Origin of the sequence: Pseudomonas sp. D3 (genome assembly GCF_029320995.1) — a bacterium.
Lineage (GTDB): Bacteria > Pseudomonadota > Gammaproteobacteria > Pseudomonadales > Pseudomonadaceae > Aquipseudomonas > Aquipseudomonas paraveronii.
This window is the reverse complement of the sequence record NZ_CP119772.1, coordinates 1,790,020-1,806,920: the sequence shown is the minus strand read 5'-3', so window position 1 is coordinate 1,806,920 and position 16,901 is coordinate 1,790,020. Positions and strand designations below refer to the sequence as shown.

17 protein-coding genes are annotated in these 16,901 nt (G+C 61.8%); 7 read left to right on the top strand and 10 right to left on the bottom strand.

The window, feature by feature from the left end:
* Positions 1-151: 151 nt before the first annotated feature.
* From P3S72_RS08175 to P3S72_RS08160, 4 genes are all read right to left on the bottom strand, one after another.
* Positions 152-1,369 carry an SAM-dependent methyltransferase gene (locus P3S72_RS08175; protein ID WP_276196928.1) on the bottom strand — a complete coding sequence of 406 codons (1,218 nt, stop codon included), beginning with the start codon at positions 1,367-1,369 and terminating at the stop codon, positions 152-154.
* Positions 1,370-1,527: 158 nt separating this feature from the next.
* Complete coding sequence (locus tag P3S72_RS08170; protein ID WP_276196927.1) at positions 1,528-2,145, bottom strand: TPM domain-containing protein; 618 nt, start codon at positions 2,143-2,145, stop codon at positions 1,528-1,530.
* A gap of 31 nt (positions 2,146-2,176) precedes the next feature.
* Positions 2,177-2,899, bottom strand: coding sequence for a YgcG family protein (locus P3S72_RS08165; RefSeq protein ID WP_276196926.1), 723 nt, complete (start codon positions 2,897-2,899; stop codon positions 2,177-2,179).
* Between the two features lie 18 nt (positions 2,900-2,917).
* Entirely contained in the window at positions 2,918-3,529 is a 612-nt protein-coding gene (locus P3S72_RS08160; RefSeq protein WP_276196925.1) for a LemA family protein, read from the bottom strand.
* A gap of 240 nt (positions 3,530-3,769) precedes the next feature.
* Between P3S72_RS08160 and bglX the strand changes: the two genes are divergently transcribed.
* Complete coding sequence (bglX, locus tag P3S72_RS08155; RefSeq protein ID WP_276196924.1) at positions 3,770-6,061, top strand: beta-glucosidase BglX; 2,292 nt, start codon at positions 3,770-3,772, stop codon at positions 6,059-6,061.
* Between the two features lie 115 nt (positions 6,062-6,176).
* Here bglX and P3S72_RS08150 read toward each other — a convergent pair whose 3' ends face one another.
* The 4 genes from P3S72_RS08150 to P3S72_RS08135 all read right to left on the bottom strand — a co-directional run bounded on the left by P3S72_RS08150 (position 6,177) and on the right by P3S72_RS08135 (position 9,418).
* Complete coding sequence (locus P3S72_RS08150; RefSeq protein WP_276196923.1) at positions 6,177-7,334, bottom strand: phosphatidylserine/phosphatidylglycerophosphate/cardiolipin synthase family protein; 1,158 nt, start codon at positions 7,332-7,334, stop codon at positions 6,177-6,179.
* 1 nt (position 7,335) lies between these two features.
* Positions 7,336-7,926: a YceI family protein gene (locus tag P3S72_RS08145; protein WP_276196922.1), complete on the bottom strand. Its 591-nt coding sequence runs from the start codon at positions 7,924-7,926 to the stop codon at positions 7,336-7,338.
* A 98-nt stretch (positions 7,927-8,024) separates the two neighbouring features.
* A complete protein-coding gene (locus P3S72_RS08140; RefSeq protein ID WP_276196921.1) occupies positions 8,025-8,339 on the bottom strand; it encodes an amidase in 315 nt (104 codons plus the stop codon).
* On the bottom strand, positions 8,336-9,418 hold the full coding sequence (locus tag P3S72_RS08135; RefSeq protein WP_276196920.1) for a serine hydrolase: 1,083 nt from the start codon (positions 9,416-9,418) through the stop codon (positions 8,336-8,338). Before P3S72_RS08135 ends, P3S72_RS08140 begins: the two co-directional genes overlap by 4 nt.
* 185 nt (positions 9,419-9,603) lie before the next feature.
* On the opposite strand from P3S72_RS08135, the gene olsB reads away from it, so the two are divergent.
* Together olsB and P3S72_RS08125 are read left to right on the top strand one after the other, a co-directional pair.
* The gene (gene olsB / locus P3S72_RS08130) at positions 9,604-10,359 is read left to right on the top strand and encodes an L-ornithine N(alpha)-acyltransferase (RefSeq protein WP_017844841.1); all 756 of its coding nucleotides are present in this window, start codon (positions 9,604-9,606) and stop codon (positions 10,357-10,359) included.
* Positions 10,359-11,150 (top strand): lysophospholipid acyltransferase family protein, encoded by a 792-nt coding sequence (locus tag P3S72_RS08125; RefSeq protein ID WP_276196919.1) that lies wholly within the window; start codon positions 10,359-10,361, stop codon positions 11,148-11,150. The genes olsB and P3S72_RS08125 overlap by 1 nt, the downstream gene beginning before the upstream one ends.
* Before the next feature lie 122 nt (positions 11,151-11,272).
* On the opposite strand, the gene P3S72_RS08120 is transcribed toward P3S72_RS08125, so the two are convergent.
* Positions 11,273-11,857, bottom strand: a complete 585-nt coding sequence (locus P3S72_RS08120; protein ID WP_276196918.1) for an ACP phosphodiesterase — start codon at positions 11,855-11,857, stop codon at positions 11,273-11,275.
* Positions 11,858-12,011: 154 nt separating this feature from the next.
* Between P3S72_RS08120 and P3S72_RS08115 the strand changes: the two genes are divergently transcribed.
* From P3S72_RS08115 to P3S72_RS08105, 3 genes are read left to right on the top strand one after another with little or no spacing between them, the layout of a single operon-like run.
* On the top strand, positions 12,012-12,338 hold the full coding sequence (locus P3S72_RS08115; RefSeq protein ID WP_276196917.1) for a helix-turn-helix transcriptional regulator: 327 nt from the start codon (positions 12,012-12,014) through the stop codon (positions 12,336-12,338).
* A 13-nt stretch (positions 12,339-12,351) separates the two neighbouring features.
* Positions 12,352-13,518: an MFS transporter gene (locus tag P3S72_RS08110; protein ID WP_276196916.1), complete on the top strand. Its 1,167-nt coding sequence runs from the start codon at positions 12,352-12,354 to the stop codon at positions 13,516-13,518.
* A 27-nt stretch (positions 13,519-13,545) separates the two neighbouring features.
* Positions 13,546-14,601, top strand: coding sequence for an alkene reductase (locus P3S72_RS08105; RefSeq protein ID WP_276196915.1), 1,056 nt, complete (start codon positions 13,546-13,548; stop codon positions 14,599-14,601).
* A gap of 234 nt (positions 14,602-14,835) precedes the next feature.
* Here the strand turns inward: P3S72_RS08105 and P3S72_RS08100 are convergent, their stop codons facing one another.
* Entirely contained in the window at positions 14,836-15,468 is a 633-nt protein-coding gene (locus P3S72_RS08100) for a TetR family transcriptional regulator (RefSeq protein WP_276196914.1), read from the bottom strand.
* 286 nt (positions 15,469-15,754) lie between these two features.
* Between P3S72_RS08100 and P3S72_RS08095 the strand changes: the two genes are divergently transcribed.
* Positions 15,755-16,900, top strand: a complete 1,146-nt coding sequence (locus tag P3S72_RS08095) for an efflux RND transporter periplasmic adaptor subunit (RefSeq protein ID WP_276196913.1) — start codon at positions 15,755-15,757, stop codon at positions 16,898-16,900.
* The last annotated feature ends 1 nt before the right edge of the window (position 16,901 follow it).

The window sequence follows — 16,901 nt, the reverse complement described above, 5'->3', positions numbered from 1 at the left end:
GAGGGGCGGGCGGTGAAGGCGTCGGATCTCTAAACCACAACACCGATCAATGTGGGAGGGGGCTTGCTCCCTATAGGGGCCTATCAGCAACACATGTGCTGACTGCCCCTCTGCTATCGGGAGCAAGCCCCCTCCCACATTGGCTGCGTGTTCAGCCTAGGTAATCGTCGGTACGCAGCAGGGTTTCCAGGCAGTGCTCGGTGATGTGATAGAAGTCCTTGAGTGCCTGAATCTTGTCCAGTAACTGCGCGTTGTCCACCGGTTCCGCGCGTTTGACCGCGAGGATCATCTTGTTCTTGTTGGTGTGTTCCAGGGAGATGAACTCGAACACCTTGGTCTCATAACCACAGGCCTCCAGGAACAAGGCGCGCAGGCTATCGGTGAGCATTTCGGCCTGCTGGCCCAGGTGCAAACCGTATTGCAGCATCGGCTTCAACAGCACCGGGCTCTGGATTTGCAGGCGGATCTGTTTGTGGCAGCACGGCGAGCACATGATGATCGACGCACCGGAACGGATGCCGGTGTGGATCGCATAGTCGGTGGCGATGTCGCAGGCATGCAGGGCGATCATCACGTCCAGCTCGCTGGGCGCGACGCTGCGCACGTCGCCGCAGGTGAACACCAGCCCGGGGTGTTCGAGATGGGCGGCGGCGGTGTTGCACAAGGCAACCATGTCTTCGCGCAATTCAACGCCGGTGACCTCGGCCTCGACATTGAGGGTATTGCGCAGGTAGTCGTGGATGGCGAAGGTCAGGTAGCCCTTGCCCGAGCCGAAATCGGCGACGCGCACCGGTTGGTCCAGCCTCAGCGGTGATGCGATCAGCGCATGGCTGAACACTTCGATGAACTTGTTGATCTGCTTCCACTTGCGCGACATCGACGGGATCAGCGCGTGCTTGGCGTCGGTCACGCCCAGGTCGGCGAGGAACGGCCGGCTCAGGTCGAGGAAGCGATTCTTCTCGCGGTTGTGCTCGGCCGACGGCGCTTCACGCAATTGCTGCGGCTTGCTTTTGAACAGCGAGCTTTTGTTCTTCTTGCTGTATTCCAACTGGGCTTCGTCGGTCAGCGACAGCAAGTGTGCGTTCTTGAACGAGGCCGGCAACAACTCGGCAATCGCCGCCACGCCGTCGGCCACCGCGAAGTTCTTGGTGATGTCGCGGGTTTTGTAGCGATAGACAAAGGACAGGCAGGGCTGCTCCTTGACCGTCACCGCCTTGATGATCAGCCGTTGCAGCTCGGCGTCCTCACCGACGTACTTGGCCAGCACCAGTTTGATAAAGGCGTTGTGCGTAAGGCTTGCGCTCAGCAGTTCGATGAACTGGGCGTGATGATCCGGCGCAGGGCGGGCAGGTTGAGCGGTGACAGACATGAACAAAACGCCTCGGGCTGGGAATGCCGGGCATTTTAGGGGGGATAGGGACTGAGGGCACGGGGTTATTTGATCAACGGTAAGATTGGGAGGCCCCACCGCAGGTCCAAATGTGGGAGGGGGCAAGTCGAATCGTCGCACCGCCCCTCCCACATGGGTTATTCGAGCACGATCAGGCGATTGGGCAATTCATTACGCGCCTGCGTCACCGGCACATGCACCTTGAGCAACTCACCGCAGGCTTCGATGCAGGCAATGAACCCGGCCAACGTTTGCCCCTGTTTCACCTGTTGGGTAAACGCCTTGACGATGCCATCCCAACTGTTGTCATCCAGGCGCTTGGAAATCCCGTCATCCACCAGGATCTCCACATAGCGCTCGGCCTCGCTGACAAAAATCAACACCCCGGTACCGCCCAGCGTGTGGTGCAGGTTCTGCTCGAGGAACTGCCGGCGCGCCAGGTTCGAGGCACGCCAGTGGCGCACTGAGCGAGGGATCAAGCGGGTGGTGACTTTAGGCAGGCGAAACACCAGGCACAGCACGATGAACGTCGCCCACTGCGCCAACAGCAAGGTGTACATGCTCAGGTAACCCGACAAGTAATGCACCACTCCCGGCATCACCAACGCAATCAGACTGGCCCAGAGCAACGGGATATAGGCGTAATCATCGGCACGCGCGGCCAGCACGGTCACCAGTTCGGCGTCGGTCTGTTGCTCGACCCGGGCAATCGCTTCGGCGACCTGGCGTTGTTCGTGTTCAGTCAGTAGTGCCATGGTTGTAAACGCTCGTTTTTAGTTGTTGTCATCACCAGCCACCCGAAGCCCCGCCACCGCCGAAACCGCCGCCGCCGCCGCGAAAACCACCGCCGCCGCCCCCACCGCCACGGCCGCTGCTGCTGAGAATCGCCAGCAGGATCGCCCACACCGGCAGGCCCAGGCGATTGCACAGCCACAACACGCCGATCAGCAGGATGAACAAGCCGATGGAAAACCCCGGATTATCCTTGGCGAAGTTGGCATCCGCCACGTGGGCCGGCACCGCCAGCGGCTCGCCGCCCACCACCTGGATCATCGCGGCGACGCCGTCGCTGATGCCCTGGCTGAAGTTGCCGGCCTTGAACTTGGGCGCAATCACCTGATTGATGATCACCCACGACTGCGCATCGGTCAGCGTGCCTTCCAGGCCATAGCCGACTTCGATGCGCAATTTGCGCTCATCGCGGGCAACGATCAGCAGCGCGCCGTTGTCCTTGCCTTTCTGGCCGATGCCCCACTGGCGCCCCAACTGATAACCGTAGTCTTCAATCGGCACGCCCTGCAGGTCAGGCACGGTGACCACCACGATCTGGGCGCCACGGCTTTGCTCCAGCGCCTGCAATTGCTGGGTCAACTGCGCGCGCACCGCAGGGTCGATCATCTGCGCGGTGTCCACCACCCGCCCGGTCAACGCCGGGAAGGTCAACGCCGCCTGGGCCACGCCCGCGCAGGCTAACAGCCACAGCGCCAGGCCTATCCGTAATAAACGCATCGACACCTCAATGCAGCCTTATTTGAACTTCACTTGCGGCGCTTTATCGGCATCGGCACTGGTGGCTTCAAACGTAGCGCGGATCGGCAAATCGCTGTACATCACGCTGTGCCACAGGCGCCCCGGGAACGTGCGGATCTCGGTGTTGTAGGCCTGCACGGCCTGGATAAAGTCGCGACGGGCCACGGCAATCCGGTTTTCCGTGCCTTCCAGCTGAGATTGCAGGGCCAGGAAGTTCTGGTTGGCCTTCAGGTCCGGGTAGCGCTCGGACACCACCATCAAGCGGCTGAGGGCACCACTCAAACCGTCCTGGGCTTGCTGGAACTGCTTGAGTTTTTCCGGGTTGTCGAGGGTGCTGGCGTCGACCTGGATCGATGTCGCCTTGGCCCGCGCTTCAATCACAGCGGTGAGGGTGTCTTGTTCATGGGCGGCGTAGCCCTTGACCACTTCCACCAGGTTGGGGATCAGGTCGGCACGCCGTTGATACTGGTTCTGCACCTGGCCCCAGGCCGCCTTGGCCTGTTCATCGAGGGTCGGAATGGTGTTGATGCCGCAACCGCTCAGCACTGTGCTGATCAATAGCAAAGCCGCGGCCTTCAAGCCCCAGCGGTAACCGTGTGCTGCTTGCATGGTGTTTCTCCTGCCCAACTTTGATGGAATGTGACGACTCGCCCTATAAACCGCGCGCATGGGGCATAATCCGCCGCCACCACTGGAATGCATCGAGCCAATCAGCTAAAAGATGCCCAGCGCGATAAAGAGTTCAGAGTGTGCTGCATTTATCTGAACGACACCCGAACAACAATAGACGCTCCCCACATTTTGGCCGATCAGCCTAACCGCTGTGCAGTGCGCCGAAAAAGGATATTCATGAAAAAGCTGTGTTTGCTCGGCCTTGTTGCCACTCTGGCCACCCACCCCGCCTGGGCAGAAACAAAGCCTGCTGCGCTTAAAGGCAAGGACGCCTTCGTCAGCGACCTGCTCAAGCAGATGACCCTCGATGAAAAGATCGGCCAATTGCGCCTGATCAGCATCGGCCCGGAAATGCCCCGTGAGCTGATCCGCAAGGAAATCGCCGCCGGCCGTATCGGTGGCACCTTCAACTCCATCACCCGCCCGGAAAACCGTCCGATGCAGGACGCGGCCATGCGCAGCCGGTTGAAGATCCCGATGTTCTTCGCCTATGACGTGATCCACGGCCACCGCACGATTTTCCCGATCAGCCTGGCCCTGGCTTCCAGTTGGGACATGGACGCCATCGGCCGCTCCGGGCGCATTGCCGCGCAGGAAGCCGCTGCCGACAGCCTCGACATCACCTTTGCGCCGATGGTCGACATCTCCCGCGACCCGCGCTGGGGCCGGACCTCCGAAGGCTTCGGCGAAGACACGTACCTGGTGTCGCGCATCGCTGAAGTGATGGTCAAGGCCTTCCAGGGCACCAGCGCAGCGAATGCCGACAGCATCATGGCCAGCGTCAAGCACTTCGCCCTGTACGGCGCGGTGGAAGGCGGTCGCGACTACAACGTGGTCGACATGAGCCCGGTCAAGATGTACCAGGACTACCTGCCGCCGTACCACGCGGCGATCAAGGCCGGTTCCGGCGGCGTGATGGTCGCGCTCAACTCGATCAACGGCGTGCCCGCCACCGCCAACACCTGGCTGATGAACGACCTGCTGCGCAAGGACTGGGGCTTCAAGGGCCTGGCCGTCAGCGACCACGGTGCGATCTTCGAGCTGATCAAGCACGGCGTGGCCAAGGACGGGCGTGAAGCCGCCAAGCTGGCGATCAAGGCCGGCATCGACATGAGCATGAACGACTCACTGTATGGCAAGGAGTTGCCGGGGCTGCTCAAGTCCGGCGAGATCGAGCAGAGCGACATCGACAACGCCGTGCGCGAAGTGCTCGGCGCCAAGTACGACATGGGCCTGTTCAAAGACCCGTACCTGCGCATCGGCAAGGCCGAGGATGACCCGGCCGACACCTACGCCGAAAGCCGCCTGCATCGCGCCGACGCGCGTGACGTGGCGCGCCGCAGCATGGTCTTGCTGAAGAACCAGAACGACATCCTGCCGCTGAAAAAATCCGCGACCATCGCGCTCGTGGGCCCACTGGCCAAAGCCCCCATCGACATGATGGGTAGCTGGGCCGCCGCCGGTAAGCCGGCACAATCGGTGACCCTGCTCGACGGCCTCAACGCGGTGATCGGCGAAAAAGGCAAAGTGATCTATGCGCGTGGCGCCAACATCACCAATGACAAGGCCGTGGTCGACTACCTTAACTTCCTCAACTTCGATGCCCCGGAAGTGGTGGATGACACCCGCCCAGCCCAGGTGATGATCGACGAAGCGGTCAAGGCCGCCAAGGATGCCGACGTGGTGGTCGCTGCGGTGGGCGAGTCCCGTGGCATGTCCCACGAGTCCTCCAGCCGCACCGACCTGAACCTGCCGCAAAGCCAGCGCGACCTGATCAAGGCGCTGAAAGCCACCGGCAAGCCGCTGGTGCTGGTGCTGATGAACGGCCGTCCGCTGTCGATTCTCGAGGAAAACCAGCAAGCCGACGCGATCCTGGAAACCTGGTTCGCCGGCACCGAAGGCGGCAACGCCATCGCCGACGTGCTGTTTGGTGACTACAACCCGTCGGGCAAGCTGCCGATTACTTTCCCACGCTCCGTGGGGCAGATTCCGACCTACTACAACCACCTGACCATCGGCCGGCCGTTTACCCCAGGCAAGCCGGGCAACTACACCTCGCAGTACTTCGATGACATCACCGGGCCGCTGTTCCCCTTCGGCTATGGCCTGAGCTACACCAGCTTCAGCCTGTCGGACATGGCGCTGTCGTCCACCACCCTGAACAAGACCGGCAAGCTCGACGCCAGCGTCACCGTGAAAAACACCGGCAAAGTCGACGGCGAAACCGTGGTGCAACTGTATATCCAGGACGTGGCCGGCTCGATGATCCGCCCGATCAAGGAGCTGAAAAACTTCCAGAAAGTCATGCTCAAGGCCGGCGAAGAGCGCACGTTGCACTTCACCATTACCGAAGAGGACTTGAAGTTCTACAACACCCAGCTCAAGTTCGCGGCGGAACCGGGTGAGTTCAATGTGCAGATCGGCTTGGACTCCCAGGATGTGCAGCAGCAGACTTTCGAACTGCTCTAACGCCTGAGACAAGGTCTAAAAATGTGGGAGGGGGCTTGCCCCCGATAGCAGTGGGTCAGCCAATGATTCAATTGACTGACACTCCGCTATCGGGGGCAAGCCCCCTCCCCCATGTCTAACCGCGTCGATCCAGAAGATTGACCACCAACCGATCAATCCACCCCCACACCCGCTGCTTCACCCGCCGCCACAACGGCCGCGACTTCCATGCCTCCAGGCTCACCGCCTGGCTCTGGGCAAAATCCCGCTCGAAACTGCCCGCCACAGCCTGCGTCAACGCCGGGTCCAGCGCTTCGAGGTTGGCTTCGAGGTTGAAGCGCAGGTTCCAGTGGTCGAAATTGCATGAACCGATACTGACCCAATCGTCCACCAGCACCATTTTCAGGTGCAAAAAGCACGGCTGGTACTCAAAAATCTGCACGCCCGAGCGCAGCAAGCGCGGGTAATAACGGTGCCCGGCATAGCGCACCGACGGGTGATCGGTGCGCGGGCCGGTCAGCAGCAAGCGCACATCCACCCCGCGCCCCGCCGCTCGGCGCAAGGCCCGACGCACGCCCCAGGTGGGCAGAAAATACGGAGTCGCCAACCAGATGCGCCGCTGGCCGCTGCTCAGCGCGCGGATCAGCGAGTGCAAGATATCGCGATGTTGGCGCGCGTCAGCATAAGCGACGCGGCCAAGACCGGGCCCGGTCGCCGGCACTTTGGGCAAGCGCGGCAAGCCGAAATGGGTGGCCGGTTTCCAGGCGCGGCGGTCGTCGTTGGCCAACCATTGCCGGTCGAACAGCGCCTGCCAATCCAGCACCAGCGGGCCGCTGATCTGTACCATCACTTCGTGCCAGTCGGCGCTGTCCTGCCCCGGTGTCCAGAACTCATCGGTAACGCCGGTGCCGCCGACCACGGCGATGTCTTGATCGACCAGCAGCAGCTTGCGGTGGTCGCGGTACAGGTTGCGCATCCAGCGCCGCCAGTTCAGGCGATTGTAAAAGCACAATTGCACACCGGCGTCGGTCAGGCGCTTACGCAGCCCGAGGGTAAACGCCAGGCTGCCGTAATCATCGAACAGGCAGCGCACCTGCACGCCCCGCTCAGCCGCCAGCACCAGCGCCTGCACCATGGCGTCGGCGCAGGCCCCGGCCTCCACCAGGTACAACTCCAGATCCACCTGCCGCTGCGCCCGGGCAATGCACGCCAGCATCTGCGGGAAAAAGTCCGGCCCGTCGATCAACAACTCGAACCGGTTGGCGCTGCGCCAAGGGAACACTGCGCCACTCACGTCAGCGCGCCGTAAAAATCAGTACCGCACCCACCGGCACCGACAAACTGATCGACGCAAGCCCAGCCGCCTTGCGCAACGCGGTCACACCCGGCACCAACTCGAAATCCTCGGCATGCAACACCACCGGCTCCAGGGTCACCACCTGGAAACGCCGATCATCCAGACGCGTAGCCAACAGCTCGGCGCTGTAGGTCTGGGTCTTGCCGTGCAGCGTCACCGACAGCGGCAGGCGCAACTCCAACTGCGCGCCGGGGGCCAGGTCGTTGATCGGTTGCAGGTTGATTTGCGTATTGATCAGCGCCTCGGGGAAGGTCTTGATGTCGAACAGCTGATTGCGCATGCGCTCGTCGCGCAGCGGGATGCCGCTGTTGACCGACTCCAACTCCACTTCCAACTGCGCAGCGCCTTTGCTGTCGACCTTGCCGTGCAACACCAGGAAACGGTGGACTTCGGCAATCTCGGTGTTTTTGGTGGTAACGAACGACAGCCGCGAGGACTCGTTGTCCAGGTACCAGTCGGCGTGGGCGGGCACGGCGGCGGCGGCCAGCAGGGCGAAGGCCAGGGGTTTGATGACAGACGCGTTGAACATTAAAAACTCGTGGGGCGGAAAACCTGAACGAACCTTAACTGTGCCGCTTGCCCTGTGCAATCTAACTGACAACGCCGCCCTGCATTGAAAATGGCGTTTCAGGGGTTGAGACGGCAGCCCTGCCGCTCGCCCAACCATCTGGCGCTATGGGTACGTCCCAATCCACTGGCCGTGACTTCACTGCGCTCCGGGTCATCGGTGAACGCGCTGATCGACACGTACTGCTTCACATAGCCCCGGCAATACTCGGCCGGATTATTCTCCACATACCGACACGAGCAGTACTCCTTGGCCGTATAGGCCGCGATGATGTCGGGGAAGGCTTGCAGGTTGACGCGTTCGTGCCACACCCATCCCAGCAGGGCGAGCAATAGCAGCAGGCAAAGGCTGGTAAACGGCCGACGACGGATCATGGTTGCACCGCCGCGAGCACGCGTTTGAGCAGTTCGTTATGACGGTAGCTGCCGTCGCGATCATCGCCGTAACGCACGATTACCAGGTGTTCATCGGGCATCACGTACAGCGCCTGGCCCCAGTGGCCGAGGGCGGCGAAGGTGTCGGCGGGGGCGTCGGGCCAGGGCTTGGGGGCGCCCTGCACTGAGCGGTTGAGCCACCACTGGCCGCCGGGCACGGCTTCGTCCTGGCCAGGTTTGTATTTATCGAAGGGTTGGCGATTGAAGTCGACCCAGGCTTTGGGCACCAGTTGTTGCGCCCCCCAGCGACCGTCGCGCGCCATCAGCAGGCCGACGCGTGCCAGATCGCGGGCGGTGAGGTAGGCGTAGGACGAGGCGACGAAGGTTTCATCGGCATCGGTTTCCCAAGTGGCGTTGCGAATGCCCAGCGGCTTGAACAGCGCGTCCCACGGGTAACTCATGTAAGCCTTGTGGCCGAGCATGCCCTTGAGCGCAGCGGAGAGTAGATTGCTGTCGCCGCTGGAATAACGGAAGGCCTCGCCCGGCGCGCTGAAGGTGTCCATGCCTGCGGTGAATTGCGCCATGTCGTCACGGCCACGGGTGTAGAGCATCGCGACGACCGAGGATTTCAGCGGGGCATATTCGTAATCCTCCTGCCAATCGAGGCCCGACGCCCAGTGCAGCAAGTCGGCCATCGTCACGGTTGGATGCTGTTTCATCGGCGGGTAGAAACGTGCGGCGGGGTCGCTCAACTTGAAGCGGTTTTCGCCGTAGGCCACGCCCAGCAACGTCGCCATCAGGCTTTTGCTCACGGACCACGTCAGGTGTGGCGTGCGGGCGGTGGTGGGCGCGGCGTAGCGCTCGTAGATGAGTTCGCCATCGCGGATCACCAGCAACGCGTCAGTGCGGATGCCTTGGCGGGTGGCGTCGTCACGCGCAGGGAAAGCGTAGGCGTTCAGGGCATCGACAGCGGGGCCTTCGATCGGCGTGCCTTTGGCCCAGTCTTTGTCAGGCCAGGTTTCGGCGCGGGTGGTGACGGTGGCGAACAACAGGGCAACGCACAGCAAGCCTCTGACCATGGACACGAACTCAAGGGGGCATTCAAGCCCGCGAGCCTAGCCGAGGCCGATGACAGATTGGCGACACAGGGGCGTGTCATCTAAGCGTCACCGTAACTTCATGGAGATGACACCGAGCCTACATAGCCTGAGTTTGGACAAACAAGTCGACCGGCCGGAACGTGGCTGGCACTCGGAGATTCGCCATGACTCAGATCGCCCGCATCAGCGACACCGGCAATGAACGCCGTCTGCAAGCCGAACGCCTGATCGGCGCCCAGGCTTTGCAAGAAGCACAGGCCCTGCGGTTCAACGTGTTCAGCGGCGAGTTCAACGCCAAGCTGAAAGGCGCGGAACTGGGCCTGGACATGGATGACTATGATGTTCACTGCAGCCACATCGGCGTGCGGGATTTAAACAGCGGTCGACTGGTAGCCACCACCCGTTTGCTCGATCACCAGGCCGCCAGTACCTTGGGCCGGTTCTACAGCGAAGAAGAATTCAGCCTGCATGGCCTGCTGCACTTGCAGGGCCCGATCCTGGAAATCGGCCGCACCTGTGTCGACCCGGCCTACCGCAACGGCGGCACCATCGCGGTGCTCTGGGGCGAGTTGGCCGAAGTGCTCAACGAGGGCTGCTACAGCTACCTGATGGGTTGCGCGAGTATCCCGATGCACGATGGCGGCATCCAGGCCCACGCGATCATGCAGCGCCTGCGCGAACGCTACCTGTGCAACGAACACCTTCGCGCGGAGCCGAAAAAACCGCTGCCGGCGCTGGACCTGCCGTCCAACGTCATCGCGGAAATGCCGCCGCTGCTCAAGGCCTATATGCGCCTGGGCGCGAAGATCTGCGGCGAGCCGTGCTGGGATGAAGATTTCCAGGTGGCCGACGTGTTCATCCTGCTCAAACGCGATGAGTTGTGCCCGCGTTACGCCCGCCACTTCAAGGCGGCCATGTGATGGGCCGCCTGCGCGTGTACGCGCGAATCGCCCGCGTGCTGCTGGTGGTGGCGCTGGGCTTGAGCATGGCCAGTGTGTTCGGTCTGTTCGAGCGCTTGGGGGTGGCCAACTCGATGGTGCGCCGTCAGCGTTGGTCGCGGTTCTTTATGACGCGGCTGACCAACGCCCTGCCCTTTCGCGTGACGGTGCTGGGTGAATTGCCACAAACGCCGATGCTGTGGGTGAGCAATCACGTGTCCTGGACCGACATTCCGCTGCTGGGCATGGTCGCGCCAATGTCGTTTTTGTCCAAGGCTGAAGTACGCACCTGGCCGGTGGCCGGCTGGTTGGCGGCCAAGGCCGGCAGCCTGTTTATTCGCCGGGGTGCAGGCGACAGCCAACTGATCCGCAAACAGATGACCCGTCACCTGGAGCAACAGCACCCGCTGCTGATGTTCCCCGAAGGCACCACCACCGACGGGCGCAGCCTGCGTACCTTCCACGGGCGCTTGCTGGCCAGTGCGATCGACGCGCAGGTGTCGCTGCAACCGGTGGCGATTCGTTATCTGCGCGACGGGCAAGTAGACCCGCTGGCGCCGTTTATTGGCGATGATGATTTGCTCTCGCACCTGATGCGCCTGTTTGCCAACGACCAGGGCGATGTGGAAATCCATGTGCTCCAGCCGATTGCCTGTGCCGGGCAGGAACGCGCGGCGCTGGCGTTCCAGGCGCAGCAGGCGGTGCAGAAGGCGTTATTCGGGCCGCTGCCGGAGACTGAGCAAGTGGCTGCGCGTCCTGCATTCGCCGCCTGAATGAGGTAAACACAGTTCCAATGTGGGAGGGGGCTTGCTCCCGATGGCGGTGAATCAGTCAGCATATCTTTTGCTGACAGGCCGCCATCGGGAGCAAGCCCCCTCCCACATTTAGATCTCCGTTAGATCTCAGTGGTCAGTTGAGCGTGTGCAAATTTTTGCAACTCTGGATAGAACAGCCGGAAGTCTTCACTCAGCGGCTCGTATAACGTGCGCAATTCCTGCATCGCATGGCCCAGCGCGTCAGGCTGCGTCAACCGCCGCGAGATCCCCCGCAACACCGGCTCCATCACCCCAAACTCGCGGTATGAGCCCAGCCAATCATCTGCCGCCATATACGGTGCAATCTGCGCCAGGCGCCCCGGCAGTTGCGGCTCAGCCGCGAGCACGCGGTACACCTGTGAAGTGAAATGCTCCAGAGGCTGGTCGGCATAGCGCTGCCAATCCCGCGCCAGGCAGTGATCGAAAAACACATCGAGGACGATCCCGGCATAGCGCCGGCGGGTCAGGCTGAAGCGCGACAGCGCTTCACCGACCAGCGGATGGCTGTCGGTGAAGCGGTCGATTGAGCGGTGCACCTGGATGGCCGCTTCGATGGGCGGGCTGAACTGGCCCTGCAGGCGGCCTTTGACGAAGTCGCCATACAGGCTACCCAGCAGTTGCGCAGGAAGTTGGCCGCCCAGGTGCAGATGTGCGAGATAATTCATGGTGTGCAGTCTATCACTGCCGCCAACATATCGTTATAACCCGATATACCGATTTGGCCTGACATCAGATCAAAATCATATTGGTATATCGGGATACGCCGATTTAAAGTTCGCCTCATCGCGATATAACGCTTTACGACACCGAGCAACTGCCATGTCCATCGACCTCGACGAAATAATAAAAGCCCTGGCGCACCCAGTACGGCGAGACATTCTCACTTGGCTGAAAGACCCGAAAGTGCAGTTCCCCGAGCAACTGCACAACCACGAATACGGCATCTGCGCCGGGCAGATCGACCAGCGCTGCGGCTTGTCCCAGTCGACCGTATCGGCCCACCTGGCCACCTTGCAACGGGCGGGATTGATCAGCAGCCAGAAGGCCGGGCAGTGGCACTTTTTCAAACGCAACGAGGAAACGATCCAGGCCTTCCTCACTGCGCTCATCACTGAGCTCAGTCCTGAAATCCGCGCCCCACTGTAACAAGGACACGCACATGCCCCTCTCGCTCCTCATCCTGGCCCTGAGCGCCTTCGCCATCGGCACCACCGAGTTCGTCATCATGGGCTTGCTGCCCGATGTGGCGGCGGACTTGGGCGTGTCGATTCCCGGCGCCGGCTGGCTGGTGACCGGCTACGCCCTCGGCGTGGCCATCGGCGCGCCGTTCATGGCACTGGCCACCGCCAGGCTGCCACGCAAGGCCGCGCTGGTCGCGTTGATGGGCATCTTCATTATCGGCAACCTGCTCTGCGCCCTGGCCAGCGACTACAACGTGCTGATGGTTGCCCGCGTGGTCACGGCGCTGTGCCACGGGGCGTTCTTCGGCATCGGTTCGGTGGTCGCCGCCAACCTGGTGCCCGCCAACAAGCGTGCGTCCGCCGTGGCCTTGATGTTCACCGGTCTGACCCTGGCCAACGTACTGGGCGTGCCCTTGGGTACCGCGCTGGGCCAGGAAGCCGGCTGGCGCTCGACCTTCTGGGCGGTGACCGTGATCGGCGTGATCGCTTTGATCGGCCTGATCCGCTTCCTGCCGGCCAAGCGCGATGAAGAAAAACTCGACATGCGCGCCGAACTGGCCGCCCTCAAGGGCGCCGGCATCTGGTTGTCGCTGAGCATGACCGCGCTGTTCGCCGCGTCCATGTTCACCCTCTTCACGTATGTGGCGCCGCTGCTGGGTGACGTCACTGGCGTGTCGCCCAAAGGCGTTACCTGGACCCTGCTGCTGATCGGCCTGGGCCTCACCGTGGGCAACATCATCGGCGGCAAGTTGGCGGATAAACGCCTGGCCGCCACCCTGATCGGCGTGTTCATCAGCATGGCGGTGGTCTCCACCGCGCTGACCTGGACCAGCATCGCGCTGATCCCAACCGAGATCACCCTGTTCCTGTGGGCCACCGCCTCGTTTGCCGCCGTGCCCGCGCTGCAGATCAACGTGGTGACCTTCGGCAAGGCTGCGCCGAACCTGGTGTCCACCTTGAACATCGGCGCCTTCAACATCGGCAACGCCCTCGGTGCCTGGATCGGCGGCAGCGTGATCGCCCACGGTTTCGGCCTGACCAGCGTGCCCCTGGCCGCAGCGGCCCTGGCGATCCTCGCGCTGCTGGTGACCCTGATTACTTTCCGTCAGGGCGGCGATGCCGACCTGGCCCCTGTGACCCACTGATCAACTTAAAGAGAAGGGTGTTATCCCATGACGACTATTTTCGATCCGATCAAACTGGGCGACCTGCAACTGTCGAACCGCATCATCATGGCGCCGCTGACCCGCTGCCGTGCCGACGCCGGTCGCGTGCCCAATGCGATGATGGCCGAGTACTACGTACAACGCGCCTCCGCCGGGCTGATCCTCAGCGAAGCCACGTCCGTGACACCGCTGGGCGTGGGCTACCCGGACACCCCGGGCATCTGGTCCAACGATCAGGTACGCGGCTGGGCCAATGTGACCAAGGCGGTTCACGGGGCGGGCGGCAAGATCTTCCTGCAACTGTGGCACGTCGGCCGGATTTCCCATCCGTCGTACCTGAACGGCGAAACCCCGGTGGCGCCGAGCGCGATCCAACCTAAAGGCCACGTCAGCCTGGTGCGCCCGCTGGCCGACTACCCGACGCCACGCGCCCTGGAAACCGCTGAAATCGCCGACATCGTCGACGCCTACCGCACCGGCGCCGAGAACGCCAAGGCCGCCGGCTTCGACGGCGTGGAAATCCACGGTGCCAATGGCTACCTGCTCGACCAGTTCCTGCAAAGCAGCACCAACCATCGCACCGACAACTACGGTGGCTCCCTGGAAAACCGCGCGCGCCTGCTGCTGGAAGTGACCGACGCCGCCATCGACGTCTGGGGCGCCGGCCGCGTGGGCGTACACCTGGCACCGCGTGCCGACTCCCACGACATGGGTGACGACAACCTGGCGCACACCTTCACCTACGTCGCCCGCGAACTGGGCAAACGTGGCATCGCCTTTATCTGCTCGCGTGAAAAGGAAGGCGCTGACAGCCTCGGCCCGCAATTGAAAGAAGCCTTCGGCGGCGTGTACATCGCCAACGAACGCTTTACCAAGGACAGCGCCAACGCCTGGCTGGCCTCGGGCAAGGCGGATGCGGTGGCCTTTGGCGTACCGTTCATTGCCAACCCGGACCTGCCGGCGCGTTTGAAAGCCGATGCGCCGCTGAACCACGCGCACCCGGAAACCTTCTACGCCAAAGGCCCGGTCGGTTACATCGACTACCCGAGCCTGGCGCTGTGATGTAACGTGCTGAAACGAAAAAGCCCCGACTCGCAAGAACCGGGGCTTTTTCATAGAGGCCAGTAAACACTTCTTCACAGCCTTGCAACAAAATCGCTACAAAATACTTAGGCGGCTATCTTTCAACCACCCGCCAGCGCGTATATAAAGTCCTCCCACCAATAAATCAGCAGGACGATTGCCCGCCTTTAGGCTTTACTGTTGACACAATTTGATGCAATTACACATTTTGACTTAATTGCGCAGGCTAGGGCTCAAGCGCAGCATATCCAGCCCTGCATCGACCCAACGCTCGGCATCCTGGTGCAGCTCAAAACTGTCCGGTACCAGCAGCCACTGGCTCAGCAAGCCATTGATGTAGGCATGAATGCACGCCGCTGCGCGCGTGGTGTCGAGGTTTTCCGGAAGTTGCCCGCGATTAACCGCATTACGCAAGGTCAGGCTGATACGCAGGTTGCACTCCAGGCTGTGGGTCTGGCGCTGGCGACGCATGTCACACATTTCATCGGTGAACTCGCACTTATGAAACAGGATCTCGTTGATGCGCCGGGTTTTCGGGTCCAGGACCACTTGATGAAAAAGATGAATCAACAGCTTGCGCATGCACCCCAGCGGGTCGACTTCATCCTCGCTTTCACTGGCCCTGGCCAGCTCGTCCAGGGGTTCGTGCAGGGTGTCGAGCAATGCCTGCAACAGGTCGGACTTATTGCTGAAGTGCCAGTAGATGGCGCCACGCGTTACGCCCGCCCGCCCGGCAATGTCCGCCAGCGTGGTCCGCGCGACACCGCGCTCATAAAAGGCCTGCTCAGCGGCGTCGAGAATTTGGCTGCGCGTTTCCTGAGCTTCCTCTTTGGTGCGACGGACCATGGCAATAAAACCTCAATCAAAACATGTGGGACTATCGGTAACGCTGCTTTAATAGGCGGTAACGACCATCTGAATAATTGTGGGACGACACCGTCATGGGCGCCGAACGTACTAAAATCGCGACTTGGCGCGGTGCTTTGTCGCCAGTCCGCGAAGCCTGTCAAGAGTTTACAAACAACCATGAACGTAAGTATATTGCGTAGCAAGCTACTTATCTACTCACAGCTTGTTTTTTACCCTTCCACACTTCTTGTGCGCACCCTGCGCGCCTGACCCGAGGATCTTCATGCAACTTAAGCCAGCTGTTACCGCTCTGGTCACTGCCGTCGCCCTGGCATCGCTGCTCAGCGGATGTAAAAAGGAAGAAGCGGCTCCGCCCGCTCAAACTCCTCTGGTCGGCGTGGTCACCCTTCAACCGCAAGCCTTTACCCTGACGTCCGAGCTGCCAGGCCGCACCACCGCCTACCGCATCGCGGAAGTCCGTCCGCAGGTCAATGGCATCATCCTCAAGCGCCTGTTCAAGGAAGGCGGGGATGTGAAGGAAGGCCAGCAGCTCTATCAGATCGATCCGTCGGTCTATGAGGCCACCCTGAAGAGCGCGCAGGCCAGCCTGTCCCAGACCAAGTCGATCTCCGACCGCTACAAGCAGTTGGTCGATGAGCAAGCCGTCAGTCGTCAGGAATACGACACTGCCGTAGCCAACCGCATGACCGCCGAAGCCAATGTGCAAACCGCCCAGATCAACGTGCGCTACACCAAAGTGTTCGCGCCGATCTCCGGGCGTATCGGGCGTTCCTCGGTCACCGAAGGCGCGCTGGTCAGCAATGGCCAGACCGATGCCATGGCGGTGATCCAGCAATTGGACCCGATCTACGTCGACGTCACACAGTCTTCGGCTGAAATGCTGAAACTGCGCCGCGACCTGGAAAGCGGCCAACTGGAGAAAGCCGGCGCCAACGCCGCCAAGGTCAAGCTGACGCTGGAAGACGGCAGCAACTATGGCCTGGAAGGCAAGCTGGAGTTCTCCGAAGTGTCGGTTGACCAGACCACCGGTTCGGTCACCCTGCGCGCCGTGTTCCCCAACCCTGATCACACCCTGCTGCCCGGCATGTTCGTACACGCCCAGTTGCAAGCCGGCGTGAACAGCAAGGCTATCCTGGCGCCACAGCAAGGCGTGACCCGTGACCTCAAGGGCACCCCGACGGCGCTGATCGTCAACGCCGACAACAAGGTCGAGCAACGTGAATTGGTGGCCAACCGTACCGCCGGCGCCTACTGGCTGGTGGAAAAGGGTTTGAACCCCGGCGACCGTGTGATTACCGAAGGCTTGCAGTACGTCAAGCCGGGCGCTCTGGTCAAGGTTAAGGAGGCTGACAACGCCAAGCCCGCCGGTACTGCTGCTCCTGCTGCCGCTGCTGGCAAAGGGGAGTAAT

Bases quoted from the DNA above. Each gene is read 5' to 3' on its own strand.
- P3S72_RS08100 (WP_276196914.1), bottom strand. From the start codon at position 15,468: ATGGTCCGTCGCACCAAAGAGGAAGCTCAGGAAACGCGCAGCCAAATT.
- olsB (WP_017844841.1), top strand. From the start codon at position 9,604: ATGACTCAGATCGCCCGCATCAGCGACACCGGCAATGAACGCCGTCTG.
- bglX (WP_276196924.1), top strand. From the start codon at position 3,770: ATGAAAAAGCTGTGTTTGCTCGGCCTTGTTGCCACTCTGGCCACCCAC.
- P3S72_RS08125 (WP_276196919.1), top strand. From the start codon at position 10,359: ATGGGCCGCCTGCGCGTGTACGCGCGAATCGCCCGCGTGCTGCTGGTG.
- P3S72_RS08135 (WP_276196920.1), bottom strand. From the start codon at position 9,418: ATGGTCAGAGGCTTGCTGTGCGTTGCCCTGTTGTTCGCCACCGTCACC.
- P3S72_RS08110 (WP_276196916.1), top strand. From the start codon at position 12,352: ATGCCCCTCTCGCTCCTCATCCTGGCCCTGAGCGCCTTCGCCATCGGC.
- P3S72_RS08095 (WP_276196913.1), top strand. From the start codon at position 15,755: ATGCAACTTAAGCCAGCTGTTACCGCTCTGGTCACTGCCGTCGCCCTG.
- P3S72_RS08140 (WP_276196921.1), bottom strand. From the start codon at position 8,339: ATGATCCGTCGTCGGCCGTTTACCAGCCTTTGCCTGCTGCTATTGCTC.
- P3S72_RS08175 (WP_276196928.1), bottom strand. From the start codon at position 1,369: ATGTCTGTCACCGCTCAACCTGCCCGCCCTGCGCCGGATCATCACGCC.
- P3S72_RS08165 (WP_276196926.1), bottom strand. From the start codon at position 2,899: ATGCGTTTATTACGGATAGGCCTGGCGCTGTGGCTGTTAGCCTGCGCG.
- P3S72_RS08145 (WP_276196922.1), bottom strand. From the start codon at position 7,926: ATGTTCAACGCGTCTGTCATCAAACCCCTGGCCTTCGCCCTGCTGGCC.
- P3S72_RS08170 (WP_276196927.1), bottom strand. From the start codon at position 2,145: ATGGCACTACTGACTGAACACGAACAACGCCAGGTCGCCGAAGCGATT.
- P3S72_RS08120 (WP_276196918.1), bottom strand. From the start codon at position 11,857: ATGAATTATCTCGCACATCTGCACCTGGGCGGCCAACTTCCTGCGCAA.
- P3S72_RS08115 (WP_276196917.1), top strand. From the start codon at position 12,012: ATGTCCATCGACCTCGACGAAATAATAAAAGCCCTGGCGCACCCAGTA.
- P3S72_RS08105 (WP_276196915.1), top strand. From the start codon at position 13,546: ATGACGACTATTTTCGATCCGATCAAACTGGGCGACCTGCAACTGTCG.
- P3S72_RS08160 (WP_276196925.1), bottom strand. From the start codon at position 3,529: ATGCAAGCAGCACACGGTTACCGCTGGGGCTTGAAGGCCGCGGCTTTG.